Below are 18,734 nucleotides of genomic sequence, written 5' to 3'. Positions count from 1 at the left end.
TTCAATAGCTGAATGCGCTTGATCCATAAGCGCCTGAAGCTAATTAGAACAATAAAGGAGACTGAAGATGGACTTTGAACTGACTGCAGACCAGCGCGCTTTTGCCGATACCGCCCGCCAGTTCGCACAGGCCGAGCTGGCTCCGCATGCGGCCGAGTGGGATCGCGAAGGCATCTTCCCGCGCGACGCCATCGCCAAGGCCGGCGAGCTGGGCTTTTGCGGTCTCTATGCGCCCGAAAACGCCGGCGGCCTGGCTCTGCCGCGCCTGGATGCCACCCTGGTCTTCGAGGAGCTGGCCGCCGTCGATCCATCGACCACTGCCTTTATCACCATCCACAATATGGCGACCTGGATGCTGGGCACCTGGGCCACCGACGCCGTGCGCGAGCAATGGGGCGAGGCGCTCACCAGCGGCCAAAAATTGGCCAGCTACTGTCTGACCGAGCCCGGCGCGGGCTCGGACGCCGCCTCGCTCAAGACCCGGGCCGAGCTGGTGGGCAACGAATATGTCATTAACGGCAGCAAAGCCTTTATCAGCGGAGCCGGCTCCACCGACGTGCTGGTGCTGATGGCCCGCACCGGCGATGCCAACTCGGGCGCCTCCGGCATCAGCGCCTTTGTGGTTCCTGCCGATGCCGAAGGCGTGAGCTACGGCAAGAAGGAAGAGAAAATGGGCTGGAACAGCCAGCCCACGCGCGTCATCAACTTCGACAATGTGCGCATTCCCGCCAATCACCTGCTGGGCAGAGAAGGCGAAGGCTTCAAGATTGCCATGAAGGGGCTGGACGGCGGGCGCATCAATATCGCCACCTGCTCGGTAGGCGCAGCCCAGGGGGCGCTGACCCAGGCCCAAAGCTATATGCAGGAGCGCAAGCAGTTCGGCAAGCCCATCGCCAGCTTTCAGGCCCTGCAGTTCAAGCTGGCCGATATGGCCACCGAGCTGGTGGCCGCACGGCAAATGGTGCGTCTGGCCGCCAGCAAACTCGATGCCGGTGCACGCGACGCCAGCACCTACTGCGCCATGGCCAAACGCTTTGCCACCGACGCGGGCTTTATGGTCTGCAACGAGGCCCTGCAACTGCACGGCGGCTACGGCTATATCCGCGAATACCCGCTGGAGCGCTTGATGCGCGACGCCCGCGTGCACCAGATTCTGGAAGGCACGAACGAAATCATGCGCGTCATCATTGCCCGCCGCATGCTCGACGGCGATGCCTGCGAGGTGATTCGCTAAGCTCTTTGTCACTAACTCATTGACAAGCACCGCCATGCCCCGCCGCCCACTGGATCCCGAAACCCTGCAGCTGATCGATGCCGTGCGCGATGCGCTGGCGGATTGCGCCGAGGTGGAAGAGAAAACCATGTTCGGCTGCCATGTGTTCATGGTCAACGGCAAGATGTGCCTGGGCGTGGAAAACGACGAGCTGCTGGTGCGCCTGTCGCCGGGCAGCCATGCCCAGGTGGCAGAGATGGCCGGTGTGCGGCCGCTGTCAAGCAAGGGGCTGATGGACGGCTATTTCCGGGTCGGCCCCAGCGGCTATGCCACGCGTGAGGCCTGGCAATACTGGATTCAGGGCGCTCTGGCCTTCAACCCTTTGGCCAAGGCCACGCCCAAACGCAAAAAAGCCGACGGCTCTGCCACCGAGAGCGGCAAGCTGTCGCCTTCAACCCCGCCTTCAAAGCAGGAGGCGGCAGACACGTCCGCCAGCCCCGGCAAAACCGGTCGGCGCAAGACGCATCCCATCTTCGGCAGCGAATAAGCAGCAAGGACAGCGCTTATGCCCATACGCATTATTCAGCTAGGCAGCGATCGCGCCCCCGGTGAAGGTCTGCGCATAGGCACGGTGCGCCGACCGCCGCGCGGTGTGCCCAAGGCCGAATTTGCCAGCCGCAACTATTACGACGTCTGGTACCCCGAACTCTCGCCTCAGGCCGAACTGATGGCCCAGGCCCAGGAGTCCATCAAGTTGCGCGCCGCAGGCCAGACGGCCCAGGCCGACAAGCTCTGGCAGCAGTTTGAAAAACAGTTTCGCAAACAGCTGGCCGAGCCCGCCGCCGAGCACACGCTTGCCCTGCTGGCCGCGCTGTCGCAGTCCAGCGCCTTTGCCCTGGGCTGCTATTGCGAGGATGAAAACCACTGCCACCGCAGCATCTTGCGTTCGCTGCTGGCAGGCAAGGGTGCAGCGATTGAGAACTAGGAAAACAAGCTGCCAGCACTAATCCATACAGCGCCAGCAGCTATTGATTTTGATAACAAACCAAGGAGACAAGCATGCAAGTGGCATTTATCGGTCTGGGCAATATGGGCGCACCCATGGCCATCAATCTGGTCAAGGCAGGGCATAGCGTCAAGGCCTTCGACCTGAGCGCCGAGGCACTGGAGCGCGTCAAGGCCGAAGGCGGCCAGAGCGCCGCCAGCGCGCTGGAGGCCGTCCAGGGTGCCGAGGTCGTAATCTCCATGCTACCCGCCAGCCAGCATGTGGAAGGCCTGTATCTTGGCAAGGACGGCCAGAGCGGTCTGCTGGCAGCCATAGCCCGGGGCGCGCTGATCATAGACAGCTCCACCATTGCGGCCAGCACCAGCCAGAAAGTGGCCAAGGCCGCTGCCGCCGCAGGCATTGACTTCATCGACGCCCCCGTGTCCGGCGGCACCGGCGGCGCCATTGCCGGCACGCTGACCTTTATGGTCGGCGGCAGCGACGCCCAGCTGGCACGCGCCCAGCCCTTGCTGGAAAAAATGGGGGCCAACATCTTCCACGCAGGTGCGGTGGGCGCCGGCCAGACGGCCAAGATCTGCAACAACATGCTGCTGGGCATTTTGATGGTGGGCACCAGCGAAGCCATTGCCCTGGGCGTGGCCAACGGCCTGGACCCCAAAGTCCTCTCGGAAATCATGCGCCGCAGCTCGGGCGGCAACTGGGCACTGGAGAAATACAACCCCTTCCCCGGCGTGCACGAGAACGCCCCGGCCAGCAAAGGCTATGCAGGCGGCTTCGGTACCAATCTGATGCTCAAGGACCTGGGCCTGGCCCAGGAAAACGCCATCGCCACCCAGGCCAGCACGCCGCTGGGCGGCTTGGCACGCTCCATCTACGCCGCCCACAGCCTGTCCGGACACGGTGCAGAGGACTTTTCCAGCGTCATCAAGATGCTGCAGAAAAAGGCCTGAAGCCATGGCTCTCCAGCACGCCAGCCCCGGTGTTCCCATTGGAGTACAGCCCTTTGGCAACAGGCTGGGGAGCCAGCAGACGACCGCGCTCTTCAAGTCCGAAAGTCTGGAAGTGATTCGTCTGGTTCTGCTGGCAGGCAAGCGCCTGCCCGCCCATCAGACTCCGGGCGAGATGACGCTTCAGTGCATAGAGGGGCTGCTCACCATCAAGCTGGGTGAAAGCCGCCAGTCACTGGCCGCAGGGCAGATGCTGTTTCTGCCGGCCGGGACCATGCATGCGATCGAGGCCGAACAAGACTCATCGGCCTTGCTCACCATAGCGCTGCACGCCCGCTAGCGGCCTCGCAATGTACAAATGCGACGTGCACGCCTTGCACGATCTGTCAGTGGTCGTGTGCTGCCCCTCAGGCATTGATTTTCAGTCTTTTAAGCTTCCAGCCCTTATCGCATAAGCGCTGGAAGCTATTGTTTTTCAAGCCGGCAGTCGCCATCAGGCTTCTGGTCTGCCCCTGCAAATCGGCGCCTGCTGACGCTTGCATCGCTAGTGCAAACCGCGGCCCTGTGTTTAAGATGCCTGCAGAGGAAAAAACAGTTGCGTTGCTCTCAAGGAGTTATCCATGATGAAGCTGCCCGGACAAGACATTCTCATCCTCGGTGCCGGCAAGATTGGCTCGACCATCGCCGACATGGCCGCCGAGCTACATGGTGCCACCGTCACGCTGGCCGATATGCAGCCCCCATCAACCCGCAACGATGCGCAGATCCGGACGCTGCAGCTGGACATACAGGACGACGCGGCGCTGGCTGCGGTGTTGCAACAGCATTCCCTGGTCATCAACGCCCTGCCCTATTTTTGCGCCGCGCGCGTGGCCCAGGCTGCTGCGCTGCATGGCGTTCACTACTTTGATCTGACCGAAGACGTGGCCGCCATGCGCGCCATCCAGGCGCTGGCGCCGCAGGCGCGCTCGGTGCTGATGCCGCAATGCGGCCTGGCCCCGGGGCTGATAGGCATTCTGGGCGGCCATCTGGCCCAGCAGTTCGAAGAACTCTTCGATCTGCAGCTGCGCGTGGGCGCGCTGACCCGCCATGCCACCAATGCGCTGCGCTACCACTTCACCTGGAGCGTGGACGGCGTCATCAACGAGTACTGCAAGCCCTGCAACACCATTGCCAACGGCCAGCCCGTCACCGTGCCTCCGCTGGAGAATGTGGAAACGTTGATTCTGGATGGCGAGAGCTTCGAGGCCTTCAACACCTCGGGCGGCCTGGGCACGCTGTGCGAGACGCTGCAAGGCCGCGTGCGCAATCTGAACTACAAGACCATACGACACCCCGGTCACCGCGACGCCATGCATTTGCTACTGCACGGTCTGCGTCTGATCGAGCGGCGCGATCTGCTGCGCCAGGTGCTCGAAGGCGCTGTGCCCCACAGCCGTGACGATATGGTGGTGATCGCGGCCATGGCCACCGGCATGCGGGGTGCAAAGCTGGAGCAACTGACCCGCAGCGCCCGCATCTACGGAACTACGCTGCGCGGCAAGCAGCGCACGGCCATCGAGCTGACCACCGCTGCCGGCATGCTGGGTGCGGTGGAGCTGTTTGCCACGGGCAAGCTGCCGCAGCAGGGCTTTGTACGCCAGGAGCAATGCACGCTTGACGATTTGATGGCGACCCGCGTGGGCTCCTACTTTCAAGGCTTGGTGAATTGATGCCTTGATGCCCTCTCACCCACTTCAACACCGGATGCCCATGACTGAAACCTCCTTCACCGACTTTCAGGCCGTCTTGAAGCGTTGCGGCATTGATCTGCCCAGCTACCAGGGCAACGACATCAACGTGCGCTCGCCCATCGATGGGGTTGAACTTGCCCGGCTGGCCGCCCAACCCGCAGCGGCCATGCCGGCCGTGATTGAGCGCGCGACGCAGGCCTTTGAGCAGTGGCGTCTGGTGCCAGCGCCCGTGCGCGGCGCGCTGGTACGGCTCTGGGGCGAGGAGCTGCGCCGCTGCAAGGCGGACATAGGCCATGTGATCTCACGTGAAGTGGGCAAAATCGTGCAGGAAGGCCTGGGCGAGGTGCAGGAAGGCGTGGACATCTGCGAATATGCCGTGGGCCTGTCGCGCCAGCTGCATGGCAAGACCATTGTTTCGGAGCGGCCCGGCCACCGCATCATGGAGCAATACCACCCGCTGGGGCCAGTGGCCGTCATCACGGCCTTCAACTTTCCCAGTGCCGTATTTGCCTGGAATGCTGCGCTGGCCCTGGTCTGCGGCGATCCGCTGGTCTTCAAGCCTTCGGAAAAAGCGCCGCTGTCGGGCCTGGCCACCTTCAAGGCACTGGAACGCGCCATAGAGCAATTCACGGCCCAGTTCGGCAACCAGGCGCCGCAGGGTCTGGCACAAATCGTGCTGGGCGGCAGCGATGTGGCCGAGGCGCTGGTGGACAGCCCTCAGATGGCCTTGGTGTCGGCCACCGGCTCCAGCCGCATGGGCCGTTCCGTGGGGCCCAAGGTGGCAGCACGCTTTGGCAAACGCATTCTGGAGCTGGGCGGCAACAACGCCATGGTGGTCACCCCGGCCGCAGATCTGGATCTGGCCGTGCGTGCAATTGTCTTCAGTGCGGTAGGCACGGCCGGTCAGCGCTGCACCTCGCTAAGGCGCTTGATCGTGCACCGCGATGTGAAACAGGTGCTGCTGGAAAAGCTGCTCAAGGCTTATAGCAGCCTGCGCATAGGCGATCCGCTGCATAACGACACCCTGGTGGGCCCGCTGATCGATGCTGCAGCATTTGCAGCTATGCAACAGGCCATCGCCCAGGCCTTTCAGCAGGGCGGCAAGCTCTTGACCGGCGGCCAGCGCCTGCTGGAGCAGCAGTTCCCCCAGGGCTTTTACGCCGCACCCGCCATTGTGGACATGCCGGCACAAACTGCCATCGTGCAGCAGGAAACCTTTGCCCCCCTGCTCTATGTGCTCAGCTATGAGACGCTGGAGCAAGCCATTGCCTGCAACAACGACGTAACCCAGGGTCTGTCGTCCTGCATCTTCTCCAACGATCTGCGCGAGGTGGAGATGTTTTTGAGTGCCGCAGGCTCTGACTGCGGCATGGCAAACGTCAACATAGGCCCCAGCGGGGCCGAGATTGGCGGCGCCTTTGGCGGCGAGAAGGAAACCGGTGGTGACCGCGAAAGCGGCTCGGATGCCTGGAAGCAATACATGCGCCGCACCACCAACACCATCAACTTCTCGCGCGAGTTGCCGCTGGCCCAGGGCATTCACTTTGGGTGAACGCCATCTGCGTGCAGGCGCGCAGGATCTTTGACAGCGGATAATCTCAATCATCCGAACCGCCTGCGACCATGGCCAAGCTTCTGCTACACCCCGACAGCGACATCGAATTCCAGGCCTCACCAGCCATGATCCTCGGCCCTTTTGATGTCTATGACCGAGAGGAATCACTGGGCCAGGACCTCAATGCCTACGACCCTAACGACAATGCCCAGCTGCGACTGCTTTTCGAGCGCCATCTGCTTACGGCCTTGGCAAACAAGGGCTGGACTGCGGCACATCGGGCGGCACTGACTCAAGCGCTGGCAGCCACACTGCAAGATCCTCAATACCCCTTCGTCGCCTTGCTGGAGGACGATGAGGAGCACGGTTTTTATCTGCCAAGCAACTGGAACATTCAAGCACCCAGGCAATTCTTCCATCAGGCCTATCTGACCCTGCTCGAACACTGGGGCCATGCAATTTCAGCGCCACCGCCGGGATAAAGACTGGGGCCAAAGTCCAAGCCTTAAAGCTTTGTCACCAAACTGCGATTGAACTTGCGCCGCAAGCGGGTGACAATGTGCTATTGCCGCTTTCGCCAAGGTGCTGTCATGGACCACAAACACTCCACGCCCGCCCGCGCTCTGGATGTCGCTCCGTTCGGCGCCAAGCTCTCATGCGCACACTCCAGCGTACTCTTCAAGGCGGCAGATCTGGAAGTCATTCGCGTGGTACTGCGCACCGGCCAGACCCTGCCGCCGCATAGAGTGCCGGGCAGTGTCAGCCTGCACTGTCTTGAGGGGCGCCTTGAAGTGCTGATCGGCCAGAGCATCCATGAACTGGGCCCCAAGCAGCTGATGCATCTGCCATCCAATATGCCGCATGCCGTGCGCGCCATAGAAGACTCTTCGGCAATTGCCACCATTGTGCTCTGCGACCTTTAGCGCACCGGCAAGAACTGCAAAAACGGCCCGGCAACCAGTCCCTGGCCGTAGCCGATCACCGAGCGGCGATAGCGTTCGGTGGTGTAGCTGGCCAACAGGTCCAGCCGGCCTATGATCTTGCCCATCTCGCGCTCGTAACTCAGATTGCTTTGTGCATCGTCAGCTTGGTTGGAGAGCAGCAAAGGTTTGCCGTCTGCGGCTTTGCGCGAATTCAGTATCCAGTTGGCAATCTCCAGATTGCGCGCAGCATTGAACACATGCTGCGGATCCAGCCCATCGATTAGTGTGAACGAGGTGAGGCCACCATGGGCGGTGATGATGGTGTCGGCTGCGGCATAAACAAAAGCTGCCACCCTGTCCCCCGTAAATGTGGGCTGCAGCGCCAGCGAGAGCGCCGCCACATCGCGCTTTTCCTGCAACTCCAGCCAGGGTTGGCGCTCCATGATGGCTATGCGCACATAGGCAACGGCGGCCTCGCGGCTGGCGGCCGTCTTCTTCCACTCTGCGGGGTTGCGGCGGTAGAGCTTGTCCATTAGAAGAAACAGGCTCTCCAGGTTCTCTTTCATGGCCAGCGTGGCCATGCGGTTGCTGTCGGACTGCAGCAACTCCTTGCCGTGGAAGCTCTCGCCTTCCACCTCTCCGTGCGTGGTGGGTGCGCTGGAGCAGGCGGCCAGAGCCATAACAAGCAGCAATGACAGCCAAGCCGTGCACCGCCTTGCCGGCGGGGCGGCGTAAAAAAAGGCGGCGGCATGGGATGGGAATCTGGCTGCTGTCATGGTCACAACATAACAGCAGCCAACTGATCAGCTCCGCGTTGCGCAGTTCTCGATTGTGATCAATCGTGAATGAAGCTCATGCCTGGCATTGAAGGGCAACCCGCCTCAACGGTATTGCCTGAGCAACTGCTCCAGCAGCGTCCAGCTGGAGGCCTGATCGGCCATGGACACCGGCACGCGCAGCATGCGGCTGGGCGCCTGGCGCGGCGAAAACAGCACGCCCGGCGCCAGCAGCAGGTCATGCTCTGCCGCATGGCGGGCCAGCACTTCAGTGTCCATGCCGCAGTCCACCCAGGCGAAAGTACCGGCTACGGGCTCAAACGCCGCATGACATGCCAGTTGTTCCAGCTTGCGCAGGCAGCGGCTGCGTGCCTTGTCCACGCGCTCGCGCAGGCGGTCCACATGCTTGCGGTAGCTGCCTTCGGCCAGAATGCGGTGCACGATCTGCTCGCTTGGCAAGGCAGAAGTCAGGCCGCCGAGCAACTTCAGATCTGTGAGCTGATAAATCAGTTCGGGCTTGGCTGCCACATAGCCCACACGCAGCCCGCCGGACAGGGTTTTGGAATAACCGCCCACCAGCAGCACCCGTTGCAGCCGGTCAAGCGTGGCCAGGCGGATCGGTGCGCCATGCAGAAAGTCGCTATAGGTATCGTCTTCCACCAGATAAAAGCCATGGCGCTCCGCGATGCGCAGCACTTCGTGCGCCACACCAATGGACAAGGTCTGGCCTGTAGGATTGTGCACCACGGTGTTGACGAAAAACAGCTTGGGCTGGTGCTGCTGCGCCAGACTCTCCAGCGCCTGCACATCGGGCCCGCCGGGCAGGCGCGGCACGCCGACAACATTCACCCCCATGGCGGTCAAACGGCCAAAGATCAGAAACCAGCCCGGGTCTTCCACCAGCACCGTATCGCCGGCCTGCAAAAAGCTGCGCATGATGAGGTCCAGCCCGTGGGTCACACCGCTGACCGTCATCAAATGGGTTTCGGGATGTGCGGGAACATCCTGCGCCTGAAGAATGGAAGCAATCTGCTGGCGCAAAGGTAAAAAGCCCTGGGGCACGCCATAGCTGAGCAAGCCAGGGCTCTGCGCCCGCGCAATCGAGCGCATGGCCGAGGTGATCATGTCCTCATCCATCCAGCTGGCCGGCAGCAGGCCCGCGCCGCCCGAAAGCTCGGAGCCCGGGCGAAACATTCCGCGCAGCAGATAGGCAGTATCAAACGCCGCGCCTTGCGCAAGCGTCGCACCCGGCATGGCCGCAGGCGTGGCCACGCTGCGCTGGGCGGCGACAAAAAATCCGGCCCCGCGGCGCGACTGCACCAGACCTTGGGCGGTCAGTCTGTCATAGGCCTGAACCACGGTATCGCGGCTGACGGCCGCGCTTTCAGCCAGCGCTCGCACCGAAGGCAGACGCATGCCGGTGCGCAGGCCGTGGTTGCGTATCAGGCTGCCAAAGTGTTCCACCAATTGCTCCACCAGGCTGAGGCTGCTCGAGCGCAGCGGCTGCCAGCCCATGAAGGAGGCTTGAGAAGGCAGCGAGGCTGGCAGCACGAAATCAGCAGGGTTGCGCATGGTGTTGGCTTTCTATGGGCTTTCGCAAAGTGTATGGATAAAACAAGCAGGCCAGATTATTGAGTGGCCCATCAAGTGTACTGCTACTGTACAGATTAATGCCATTAACATGAACAGCATCCCAGCCTTTTGATCCACGGTGCTTCCCATGACTGCCCTGCCCGACTCCCTCTCCTTTGTGCTGCCACTGGCCATGTTCGCCTTTGTCAGCTCCGTCACACCCGGCCCCAACAATGTGATGCTCACGGCCTCGGGAGCCACTTTTGGCTACCGCCGCAGCGTGCCCCATATGCTGGGCATCTGCCTGGGCGTGGTGGTCATGGTGCTGCTGATCGGCGCCGGTCTGGGCGCCGTGTTTGAAGCCGAGCCGCGCCTGTACACCCTGCTCAAATATGTGGGCGCCGCGTATCTGGTCTGGCTGGCCTGGAAGATTGCGCGCTCGGGCAGTGTGGATCAAGGCCACGCAGGACACCGCCCTTTCAGCTTCTGGCAGGCTGCGGCGTTTCAGTGGGTCAACCCCAAGGCCTGGATCATGGCCGTTGGCGTGGTTGCGACCTATACGCCACGTGAAGGTTTTTTTGCCAATCTGGTGCTCTCGGCCCTGGTGCTGGGCCTGGTGAACTACCCCAGCATCAGCGTCTGGACGCTATTTGGCAGCACCGTAGGCCGCGCCCTGCGCACGCCCCAGGCCTTGCGCAGCTTCAACTGGCTGATGGCGGGCTTGCTGATGCTGTCCCTGCTGCCGATACTGGCAAGCCACGGTTAAAACCGGCAACAAGCGCCGAAGCCATGGCAGCTAAGGGCGCTTGTTGTCTAGAGTCCTGGCAGCGACCGGCCTGCCAGCCCACAAGGCTCAGCTTTCCGCTTTTTCCAGCAACAGGCAGCGTCCAGCCAGCGAGGCAATGCCCAGATCCGACAAATCGTCGGTTTCCAGCAGGGCACGCTTTGACCATTGGCTGAAATGGTTGGACTGGGAACGCTCATAGTGCGGGTCGTAGTGGCGCAGCATCAGCTCTTCAAACAACGGGGCCAGGTTTTTCTCCAGCGCCCAGGCCTGCCAGCGGCTCACGGTCTCATTGCCTTGCAGCTCCTTGAGCCAGCCCAGTTTTTGCGCCAGCGCCTGCGGATCGTCGCCCAGATAGGCGTAGTCGCGCAGCAGATAGGACAGACGTGCCTCGGTGGTGGCACGCACATCGATGACCGCAGCCTTGCGCATATGCTCCACCAGCACCAGGGGCACGCCCAGCCGGCCTATCTTGGCGCTTTCGCCCTCCAGATACACCGGACGCGAGGGATCGAAACGCTCCAGCTGCTCGGACAGCAAGGTCTCAAAGCGCTTTTGGCTGGGCTGCTCGATACCGGGCAGATTGCCTAGCAGCGAGCCCTTGTGGCTGGCATAGCCCTCCAAGTCCAGCACCTGCTCGCCATGCTCGGCCAAGGCGTGCAGCACGCGAGTCTTAGCGCTGCCCGTGGCACCGCACAGCACGCGCAGCTGCAGCTGCAGCTGGGGCACCAGGCTGTCCAACTGGCTGATCACATGGCCGCGAAAAGCCTTGTAGCCGCCCGCCAGTTGCTGGGCATCCCAGCCCACCAGCCGCAGCCAGGTGACCATGGAGCCGCTGCGCAGGCCGCCGCGCCAGCAATAGACCAGCGGCTTCCAGTTGGCGGGCTTGTCGGAAAAAGTCTCGCGCAGATGCCGCGCCAGATTGGCGGCCACCATGGCCGCGCCCAGACGCTTGGCCTCGAACGGGCTGACTTGCTTGTAGATGGTGCCAATCTGCACCCGCTCTTCATTGCTGAGCGCGGGGCAGTTGATGGCTCCGGGAATATGGTCGAGTTCAAATTCGGCAGGCGTGCGGGCATCGATCAGGGTTTCAAACTGATGACGTTCAGGCACACGTACGGGCTGGCGATGGGACACGGCAGGCGATCCATTTGCGCCACGGCCCGGCATGGAGGTGCCTGGGCGGCAGCTCTCAAGGTTCGGGCGACAGCCAGACAGAGTCTGACTCGAGGCTAGGCATTGCGACAAGACCTGCGGCTGACAAGCGAGCGCAGGCACGGACAAGGAATGGATCGAGCCTCGATACGCACGACGGACAGCCACATGATGCGGGCGCCGCCTTCCCTGGAAGAGGCCTGCATTTTCGCAGAAGCCGCTGCCGCAAGGCCTGGCGCTGCCTTAAAGCCGCACGGGGCCCAGCTGCCAGAACCTCTGCGCCCCGTGCCTTGGAGCCCTAATTTCAATGAAAATTAGCTTCAGCCCTTTCCAGATATACGCATCGCGCTCACTTATTAGGAATCAGGCCTGACTGATCTTTCTGAGCGTCGCGCGCAAAATACTCGCGCGTCAACTTGACGATGACGGGCGAGAGCAGCAGCAGCGCCAGCAGATTGGGAATCGCCATCAGCGCATTGAGCGTATCGGCCACCAGCCATGCCAGATCCAGCGTGGCGACGGCGCCGACATAAGCTCCCACAGTCCAGAGCAGGCGAAACGGGATTTCGCAAACCGTACCCACCAGATAGGTCCAGCATTTCTCGCCGTAATAGGCCCAGCCCAGAATGGTGGTGAAGGCAAACACGGACAGGCACAGCGCCAGCACATATTTGCCCACGCCGGGCATGGCGGCCTCAAAACTCTGCGTGGAGAGCAAGGCTCCCGTGGCGCCCGAGCTCCAGACACCGCTGACCACAATTGCCAGACCGGTCATGGTGCAGACAATGATGGTGTCGATAAAGGTACCCATCATGCCCACCAGACCCGAAAACACCGGGTCGCGCGTGGCACCAGCAGCCTGTGCAATGCCGGCGGTACCCAGACCCGCCTCATTGGAGAAGATGCCGCGCGCCACCCCCATGCGGATGGCCATGAGCACGGTGGAGCCCAGGAAGCCGCCTGTCGCTGCCGTGGGATTGAAGGCCTGCTCGAAAATCAGCGCAAAAGCGGCGGGAATACGATCAACATACACGCCCAGCACATAAAGCACGCAGCCCACATAGGCAAGACACATGGCGGGCACCAGCTTCTCGGCCACCGCGCCTATGCGGCTGATGCCGCCCAGCACCACCGCGCCGGTCAGCACGGCAATGCACAGACCGGTCACCCAGTTCTCCAACCCGAATGCGCTGTGCATGGCCGAGGCAATGCCGTTGGACTGCACCATGGCGCCAATGCCGAAACCGGCCAGCCCGCCAAACAGCGCAAACAGCGTGCCCAGCCACTTCCAGCGAGGGCCCAAGCCGTTCTTGATGGCATACATAGGCCCGCCCACCCACTGGCCGCGATCATTTTTTTCGCGAAACTTGACGGCCAGCACCACTTCGCCGTACTTGGTGGCCATGCCCAGCAAGGCCGTCATCCACATCCAGAACAAGGCGCCGGGGCCGCCCACGGCAATCGCCGTGGCCACGCCGGCAATATTGCCAGTGCCCACGGTGGCAGACAAAGCCGTCATCAGCGCCGCATAAGGGGTGATGTCGCCATCGGCCGCATCGCCGGGTCGGCGGCTGCGCCAGATCATGCGAAAGCCGCGCACGATGTTGCGCAGCGGCATGAAGCCCAGGCGAATTTGCAGATAAAAACCCGTGCCCAGTATGAGCACGATCATGGGAACGCCCCAGACAAGGTCGTTCAGAGTCTTGAATAAATGAGTCAGCCAGTCCATTGAAAGTTCAGCGATGAGCTGCGCAACGCTGAAACGCGTTCTGGGGTTGCACAGCGAATGGCAACAGCTCCAAGAACATGTCTTTCACCCATGAGCGTGGCCCCAACCGCCTCGAACGCCCGGATGTGGGCCGGCCAAGACAGCCGTTTTCTGTTTGCCGGTTGGCAAAGCGGACAACTGTAAACCCGCCAGAGCCCAGTCGCGCCCAATACGGCCCAATACGGCCCAATACGGCTCAAGACACTGAGTGCCAGACTTTGATTGAAACGGTGCCGGCTGATTGGCTTACTGCGCGCCGCCGCCCGATTTGCGGGGGCGCAGCAGCATCTGGTCGCCACTCATCTGCACATCAAAGTGGCGCAGAAAATTCTGGCCCAGCAAAGCGTCTTCCACATCTTCACCCGTATAGCCCGTACCCACCCGCAGATTGCGCACCGTCAGGCTGGCTACTTTCACCTCATCGGCCAGCACGATGCGGCCTTCGCGCTCGCCGTTGGCCGTGCGAAACCGCGCCCGTTCACCGCCCTGCAAGCCGGCTTTTTCGGCCAGTGCGTCCGTCACGCTGACCGAGGACGCTCCCGTATCCACCATGAAGGTAACGCTTTGCCCGTTGATGCTGCCTTTGACCCGAAAGTGCCCGTCATGGCCGCGCTCTATGCGCACCGAGCCATCGGCCTGCACCTTGGCATGTGAGGGCTCCAGAAAAAACTGCATGCTCCAGTACATCACGCCCATGAGCAACAGCCAGAACAGCAAAAACCACAAGGTGCTGCGCCGGGCAACCGACTGGGGTGTGGGTTCGTTCGAGCCCGAGGGCGCAGGAGATGGGGGCGGAGAGGCGTTCAGGCGCATAGATTGAGGCAATGAAAGCAAAGCGGGCAGCGTGGGCCGTGAGGACAGGAATTTCACGGCCATTTTGCCTACATCGTGCCAAGGTCATCACAGTCACTGAAGGCATGGCTGGCGCCTGAGCCACTACATTGACGATTGATTGCAGTTTGCCAGCCCTCTAGCTCCCGATTCACTCCTATGAACAACACACAGCCACTGTCCCAAGACCTGCCACCACTGGTGCTTCACTATATTTTTGATCCGCTGTGCGGCTGGTGTTACGGGGCTGCGCCCCTGGTCGACGCGGCGCGCACCGTGCCCGGCATTGCCGTGCAATGGCATGGCGGAGGCATGCTGACGGGCGAGCACACCCGCACCATCACCGCCGACTGGCGCGACTATGTGATGTCCAGCGATCAGCGCATTGCCGAAATGACGGGCCAGCCGTTTGGTGACGGCTATTTCAACGGCCTGCTCAACGATATAGGCGCGCCGCTGGATTCCGAGCCCCCCACCACGGCCTTGCTGGCCGCAGAGGAGCTGGCCGGCAAGGGCCTGGAGATGCTGCATGCCCAGCAAAAAGCCCACTACGTGGATGGCAAGCGCATCAGCGAGGCCGCCGTGCTGCGCGCACTGGCCGAGGACATGGGCCTAGACGCTACAGATTTTGAAGCTGTCTACGCACGTCTATCGGGCGCTGCAACGCAAAAACACATTGCAGAAAGCCGCCAGTGGCTGGGCATGGTGCAAGGACAGGGCTTTCCCACTTTGGCGCTGGAATTCGATCACCCCGAGCAAGCCGGCCAGCGCGCCGTGCAGCGCATCGACATGGGCTCCTGGCTGGGCGATGTGGACGGCTGGAAAACACAGCTGGCCGAGTGGGCCGAACAAGTGGCTCAGATCAAGCAAAAGACACAGGCCGATGACACCGCAGAACCCGGCTGTGGCCCCGACGGCTGTGAACTGCCACCGCGCTAAGCCATAGCAGACATCACCTCACAAGCATCGCTCCGATGCAGACCTGCCTCCCCGGGGAGCAGGCTTGCATGGGGCTTTGTACGCCGGGCTAGGCCAGAAGCATTGCAAGCACCACAGCCATGAGCAAGCCTATATACACCCGGGCATGAATGTGATCGGGAATGCATCCGATGAACGCAGAGGCCAAGCGAATCCCCACACATGAGCCAAGGACCAGAGCCACTAGCGCGCGCAAGTCCACATAGCCCAGATACCCGCTGCTTTGGGACGGCATGACCTCCCAGAAGATTGCGGCGTAAGTCGCAGTTCCCACCAGCGCCACTGGCAGAGACAGCGGATTGGCCGTGGCTGTCGCCCCTGTCGTGCTCACGCCTTGACGGCGCAGCAGGGGCACCGTCATCACGCTACCACCGACTCCGAGCGGCGCCGCAATCGAGCCTATGACAACACCTGTCAACGCCCTCCTCGCGGGAGTCGATGTATCCACCTTTCTTGGCTGCGAGAGAAAGCCGGGTCTGAACCAGCAATCCAGAATCGTCAAGCTGACGTAGACGATGAAAACCCAGCGCAGCCAGCCGCCTTCAATGGCTGTCGCGACCGCCGCCCCCAGAGCACTGCCAATGGCAATGAATGCCAGCAGAGGCCGTATCACAGACCAATCAAGCGAGCCTGCACGCTGATGTTTTGCCGTGGCCAGCGCGGAGCCAAAAATCATCACGCAGGTCGAGGTGGCGACCGCGATCTGCATCGCATGCGAGGCTCCCGGCTCTGCGGACCCGGGCAGATACTGCAGCGCCTGATAGAGCAGCGGAACCACGACAAAACCGCCGCCAAAGCCAAACAGCACCGTTGTCACGCCTGCGAGAGTGCCGCAGGCCGTCAACAAAATTAAGAACTCCATAAACATCCTCGTTCGTCAAGAACTGCGAGGTTATGGCTCTGCGCTCTGACCCACTTTCGAAGTTAGGTCAACCATATTTGCGTTTCGGCCAATAAGGAATGCGGATGAAAAATGTGCCCCTGAGTGGAGTCGACAGCATCGAGCGCGACGTACTCGCCATAGGCACGGACTATGCGCCCGGCATGCTGCTGGAAATGCACAGTCATAGACGTGCCCAGTTTCTCTATGGCGCAACCGGTCTCATGGAGGTAGGCACCGCCGATGGTGCCGCCGCACTGCAGGGTCTGGATACCTGCGATGAAGCCGCATCGGGTGCGCATGGTTGGTGTCAGCACGCGCAGCCTGTACATAGAGCCAGGTGCTGTGCGTGGAGTTTCTTTATGCGCCAAACATCCGGGTCCTGGCGGCCGATTGGGCACAGCTGTTGTACCAGAGCGAACGCACGTTCAGCCGCTTTTTCCGCTCACAGACGGGAATGGCATTCGTCGAGTGGCGCCAGCACGCCTGTCTGATCGCGGCACTTGCCAGACTGGCCGAGGGGCGGGCCGTGACTGCGGTCGCTCTAGAGCTAGGTTACGACAGCCCCGGGAACGTTCTCGACAATGTTCAAACGGCGCCTGGGATTCAGTCCATCCGAAAACGCGGGCTCAACAGTCCTCTAGCTTGCGACCACCTGGACTTTCCGCACGCAGGCACGGCGTAGTGCGCCAAAGTCATTGCGACTGTCGATGACAATTTGTGACTAGACGGCAAAGTGATGGCATCTCGCTGCCCCTGTGATGAAGCATGTGAACGGCGGAGTTCGGCCAGGAGCTGCCATCCGGCACGTGGCCACGAACGGCAGGTTTAGGCTGGGTGCCGCCGTCCGCACTGGGCCGCCTGGCTGACTGTTGTCGACCCGTTGTAGCCATTCGCGTTCCATCGCCCAAGGTCTGCTTTCTAGCGATTACTGTATGTCATGTTCGATCACGAGCTTCCAGACACTTCTACATAACAGTCATACAGAGTAGTTGGCGCAAGCATGTGCCTTGAGGCTTCAAGCTGAACAGGCAAGGCTGGCCGGTTCAGTTTTAGATCACCCGCGGGGTGCTCATCCAGTAAGGCGCACGGATGTCTTTTTTCAGGACTTTTCCGTTGGGGCTGCGCGGCAGGCTTGCGACGAAGTCGATACTCTTTGGCGCCTGCACGCTGCCCAGGCGGCTCTTGCACTGTGCAATGAGTTCTTCGGCTTGGACAGAACAACCGGGCTTAAGCTCGACCACAGCCTTCACTGCCTCACCCCATTTTTCGTCGGGCACGCCGATCACAGCGCAATCCTGGACCGCAGGGTGAGCCCAGATCACCTGCTCGACGGCGCTGGGATAGACATTGAAGCCACCGGTGATGATCATGTCCTTTTTGCGATCAGTGATATGCAGGTAACCATCGGCATCCAGGTAACCGATGTCGCCTGTGTGCAGCCATCCATCAATGATGGTTTCGGCGGTCTTCTCCGGGGCCTTGTAATAGCCTTTCATCAGAAGATCGCCGCTGGCGCAGATCTCGCCGGGCATGCCGGGTGCGCAGGGCTTTCTGTCGTCATCGAGGATGGCGACGCGCACCAGCGGCGAAATCCGACCACAGGAGGACAGGCGCAGGTCGTCGGCCACTTGGTTGTCCACCAAATGCTCTGCGGGTCGCATGATGGAAATAGTACCCAGGCATTCTGTCTGGCCGTAGAACTCCGTCATCACAGGGCCGAAGACGGAAATCGCTTCACGCAGTTTTTCGACCGACATGGGCGACGCGCCGTAGAGGAAGTAGCGCAGTGAGGAAAAGTCGCGCGTACGGATATCGGGCAGGCTCAGCAACGCATAGATCACCGTAGGCGGCAGGAACAATTCGGTCACCCGATGGCGGGCGATGGCCTCGCACAGGCCGGCGGGGTCGGCCTGCTGCAGGATCACTGTCGTGCCGCCTTGTGCAGTGCAGGCCAAGGAGGCCAGCCCGGCCGAATGCGTCATCGGTGCGGCCGCCAGGAACACAGGCACATCGCCAGACCCGTAGTGGCAGGCCATCATGGCGTGGGCCACCATGATTTGCACGCTGCGGTGGGTGTTCATCACGCCCTTGGGCGCGCCGGTCGTGCCGCCAGTAGGCTGCACGGCGACCACATCGTCCATGGCGTAATGGATGGGCGGCGGGGTTTCGGGCTGACCCTTGATCAAAGTCTCCAGGCGCATCGCCGAACCGGCTTCGCCGTCGATGCAGACCAGCAGTTTCAGCTGGGGCAGCTTGTCCACAATGGAGGCAATCGCCGGCCAGAATGCTTGCTGGAAGAACAGTACTTCGCAGTCGAAGGCATCGAGCAGTTGCGCGTTGTCGGCCATCGAACTGCGCGGATTGATCGGAACCCAGGCCAGGCCAGCACGCCAGGCACCGAGTACGCAGGTCCAGGCCACCGGGTCGTTCAGCGACCAGACGGCACACTTGGTTTCGCGCGCCAGGCCTCGGGCCAGCAAGGCATTCGCAATCTGGCAAGACAGAACACCTGTCTGCTGGAAGGTGAACTTGCGCGTATCCATGGCGTAAGCAACGCCGTTCGGATTGCGTTGCCAGCCGCGGTCAAAGAAGTCGATGATTGCCATTCCT

18 protein-coding genes and 1 pseudogene are annotated in these 18,734 nt (G+C 61.7%); 12 read left to right on the top strand and 7 right to left on the bottom strand.

The annotated features are described in order from the left end of the window. Nucleotides 1-67: 67 nt before the first annotated feature. The 9 genes from ACNAZA_RS04105 (at nucleotide 68) to ACNAZA_RS04065 (ending at nucleotide 7,377) form a co-directional block, all read left to right on the top strand. Nucleotides 68-1,234: an acyl-CoA dehydrogenase family protein gene (locus ACNAZA_RS04105; protein WP_415795160.1), complete on the top strand. Its 1,167-nt coding sequence runs from the start codon at nucleotides 68-70 to the stop codon at nucleotides 1,232-1,234. A gap of 34 nt (nucleotides 1,235-1,268) precedes the next feature. Further along, the gene (locus ACNAZA_RS04100; protein ID WP_415795159.1) at nucleotides 1,269-1,760 is read left to right on the top strand and encodes a TfoX/Sxy family protein; all 492 of its coding nucleotides are present in this window, start codon (nucleotides 1,269-1,271) and stop codon (nucleotides 1,758-1,760) included. An 18-nt stretch (nucleotides 1,761-1,778) separates the two neighbouring features. Further along, a complete protein-coding gene (locus tag ACNAZA_RS04095; RefSeq protein ID WP_415795158.1) occupies nucleotides 1,779-2,198 on the top strand; it encodes a DUF488 domain-containing protein in 420 nt (139 codons plus the stop codon). 74 nt (nucleotides 2,199-2,272) lie between these two features. Beyond that, nucleotides 2,273-3,169, top strand: a complete 897-nt coding sequence (gene mmsB / locus ACNAZA_RS04090; RefSeq protein WP_415795157.1) for a 3-hydroxyisobutyrate dehydrogenase — start codon at nucleotides 2,273-2,275, stop codon at nucleotides 3,167-3,169. Between the two features lie 4 nt (nucleotides 3,170-3,173). Beyond that, nucleotides 3,174-3,506 carry a cupin domain-containing protein gene (locus tag ACNAZA_RS04085; RefSeq protein WP_415795156.1) on the top strand — a complete coding sequence of 111 codons (333 nt, stop codon included), beginning with the start codon at nucleotides 3,174-3,176 and terminating at the stop codon, nucleotides 3,504-3,506. 280 nt (nucleotides 3,507-3,786) lie between these two features. Beyond that, a complete protein-coding gene (locus ACNAZA_RS04080; protein WP_415795155.1) occupies nucleotides 3,787-4,878 on the top strand; it encodes a saccharopine dehydrogenase family protein in 1,092 nt (363 codons plus the stop codon). Nucleotides 4,879-4,918: 40 nt separating this feature from the next. Further along, on the top strand, nucleotides 4,919-6,451 hold the full coding sequence (amaB, locus tag ACNAZA_RS04075) for an L-piperidine-6-carboxylate dehydrogenase (RefSeq protein WP_415795153.1): 1,533 nt from the start codon (nucleotides 4,919-4,921) through the stop codon (nucleotides 6,449-6,451). 71 nt (nucleotides 6,452-6,522) lie between these two features. After that, complete coding sequence (locus ACNAZA_RS04070; RefSeq protein WP_415795152.1) at nucleotides 6,523-6,936, top strand: hypothetical protein; 414 nt, start codon at nucleotides 6,523-6,525, stop codon at nucleotides 6,934-6,936. A gap of 108 nt (nucleotides 6,937-7,044) precedes the next feature. Next, the gene (locus ACNAZA_RS04065) at nucleotides 7,045-7,377 is read left to right on the top strand and encodes a cupin domain-containing protein (RefSeq protein ID WP_240467001.1); all 333 of its coding nucleotides are present in this window, start codon (nucleotides 7,045-7,047) and stop codon (nucleotides 7,375-7,377) included. Here ACNAZA_RS04065 and ACNAZA_RS04060 read toward each other — a convergent pair. Further along, nucleotides 7,374-8,153: a hypothetical protein gene (locus tag ACNAZA_RS04060; RefSeq protein WP_415795150.1), complete on the bottom strand. Its 780-nt coding sequence runs from the start codon at nucleotides 8,151-8,153 to the stop codon at nucleotides 7,374-7,376. The two genes, ACNAZA_RS04065 and ACNAZA_RS04060, sit on opposite strands and share 4 nt — an antisense overlap. 105 nt (nucleotides 8,154-8,258) lie before the next feature. Beyond that, nucleotides 8,259-9,668 carry an aminotransferase-like domain-containing protein gene (locus tag ACNAZA_RS04055; protein ID WP_415795350.1) on the bottom strand — a complete coding sequence of 470 codons (1,410 nt, stop codon included), beginning with the start codon at nucleotides 9,666-9,668 and terminating at the stop codon, nucleotides 8,259-8,261. Nucleotides 9,669-9,873: 205 nt separating this feature from the next. Between ACNAZA_RS04055 and ACNAZA_RS04050 the strand changes: the two genes are divergently transcribed. Next, complete coding sequence (locus tag ACNAZA_RS04050; RefSeq protein ID WP_415795149.1) at nucleotides 9,874-10,491, top strand: LysE family translocator; 618 nt, start codon at nucleotides 9,874-9,876, stop codon at nucleotides 10,489-10,491. Nucleotides 10,492-10,578: 87 nt separating this feature from the next. Here ACNAZA_RS04050 and mnmH read toward each other — a convergent pair whose 3' ends face one another. The 3 genes from mnmH to ACNAZA_RS04035 all read right to left on the bottom strand — a co-directional run bounded on the left by mnmH (nucleotide 10,579) and on the right by ACNAZA_RS04035 (nucleotide 14,302). After that, the gene (gene mnmH, locus ACNAZA_RS04045; RefSeq protein ID WP_415795148.1) at nucleotides 10,579-11,646 is read right to left on the bottom strand and encodes a tRNA 2-selenouridine(34) synthase MnmH; all 1,068 of its coding nucleotides are present in this window, start codon (nucleotides 11,644-11,646) and stop codon (nucleotides 10,579-10,581) included. A 367-nt stretch (nucleotides 11,647-12,013) separates the two neighbouring features. Further along, nucleotides 12,014-13,393 carry an alanine/glycine:cation symporter family protein gene (locus tag ACNAZA_RS04040; protein ID WP_415795147.1) on the bottom strand — a complete coding sequence of 460 codons (1,380 nt, stop codon included), beginning with the start codon at nucleotides 13,391-13,393 and terminating at the stop codon, nucleotides 12,014-12,016. 285 nt (nucleotides 13,394-13,678) lie between these two features. Next, nucleotides 13,679-14,302: a retropepsin-like aspartic protease family protein gene (locus tag ACNAZA_RS04035; RefSeq protein ID WP_415795146.1), complete on the bottom strand. Its 624-nt coding sequence runs from the start codon at nucleotides 14,300-14,302 to the stop codon at nucleotides 13,679-13,681. Between the two features lie 120 nt (nucleotides 14,303-14,422). Between ACNAZA_RS04035 and ACNAZA_RS04030 the strand changes: the two genes are divergently transcribed. Further along, a complete protein-coding gene (locus tag ACNAZA_RS04030; protein WP_415795145.1) occupies nucleotides 14,423-15,202 on the top strand; it encodes a DsbA family protein in 780 nt (259 codons plus the stop codon). Between the two features lie 88 nt (nucleotides 15,203-15,290). On the opposite strand, the gene ACNAZA_RS04025 is transcribed toward ACNAZA_RS04030, so the two are convergent. Further along, the gene (locus ACNAZA_RS04025) at nucleotides 15,291-16,103 is read right to left on the bottom strand and encodes a sulfite exporter TauE/SafE family protein (protein WP_415795144.1); all 813 of its coding nucleotides are present in this window, start codon (nucleotides 16,101-16,103) and stop codon (nucleotides 15,291-15,293) included. Between the two features lie 104 nt (nucleotides 16,104-16,207). Here ACNAZA_RS04025 and ACNAZA_RS04020 point away from each other — a divergent pair. Next, nucleotides 16,208-16,765, top strand: a pseudogene (locus tag ACNAZA_RS04020) (AraC family transcriptional regulator). Nucleotides 16,766-17,173: 408 nt separating this feature from the next. On the opposite strand, the gene ACNAZA_RS04015 reads toward ACNAZA_RS04020, so the two are convergent. Beyond that, nucleotides 17,174-18,730 (bottom strand): AMP-binding protein, encoded by a 1,557-nt coding sequence (locus tag ACNAZA_RS04015; protein WP_415795142.1) that lies wholly within the window; start codon nucleotides 18,728-18,730, stop codon nucleotides 17,174-17,176. Between the last annotated feature and the right edge of the window lie 4 nt (nucleotides 18,731-18,734).

Source organism: Comamonas aquatilis, from assembly GCF_965139575.1.
In the GTDB taxonomy this organism is placed as follows: Bacteria; Pseudomonadota; Gammaproteobacteria; order Burkholderiales; family Burkholderiaceae_C; genus Comamonas; species Comamonas aquatilis.
This window is presented reverse-complemented; position numbering and strand designations above follow the sequence as displayed.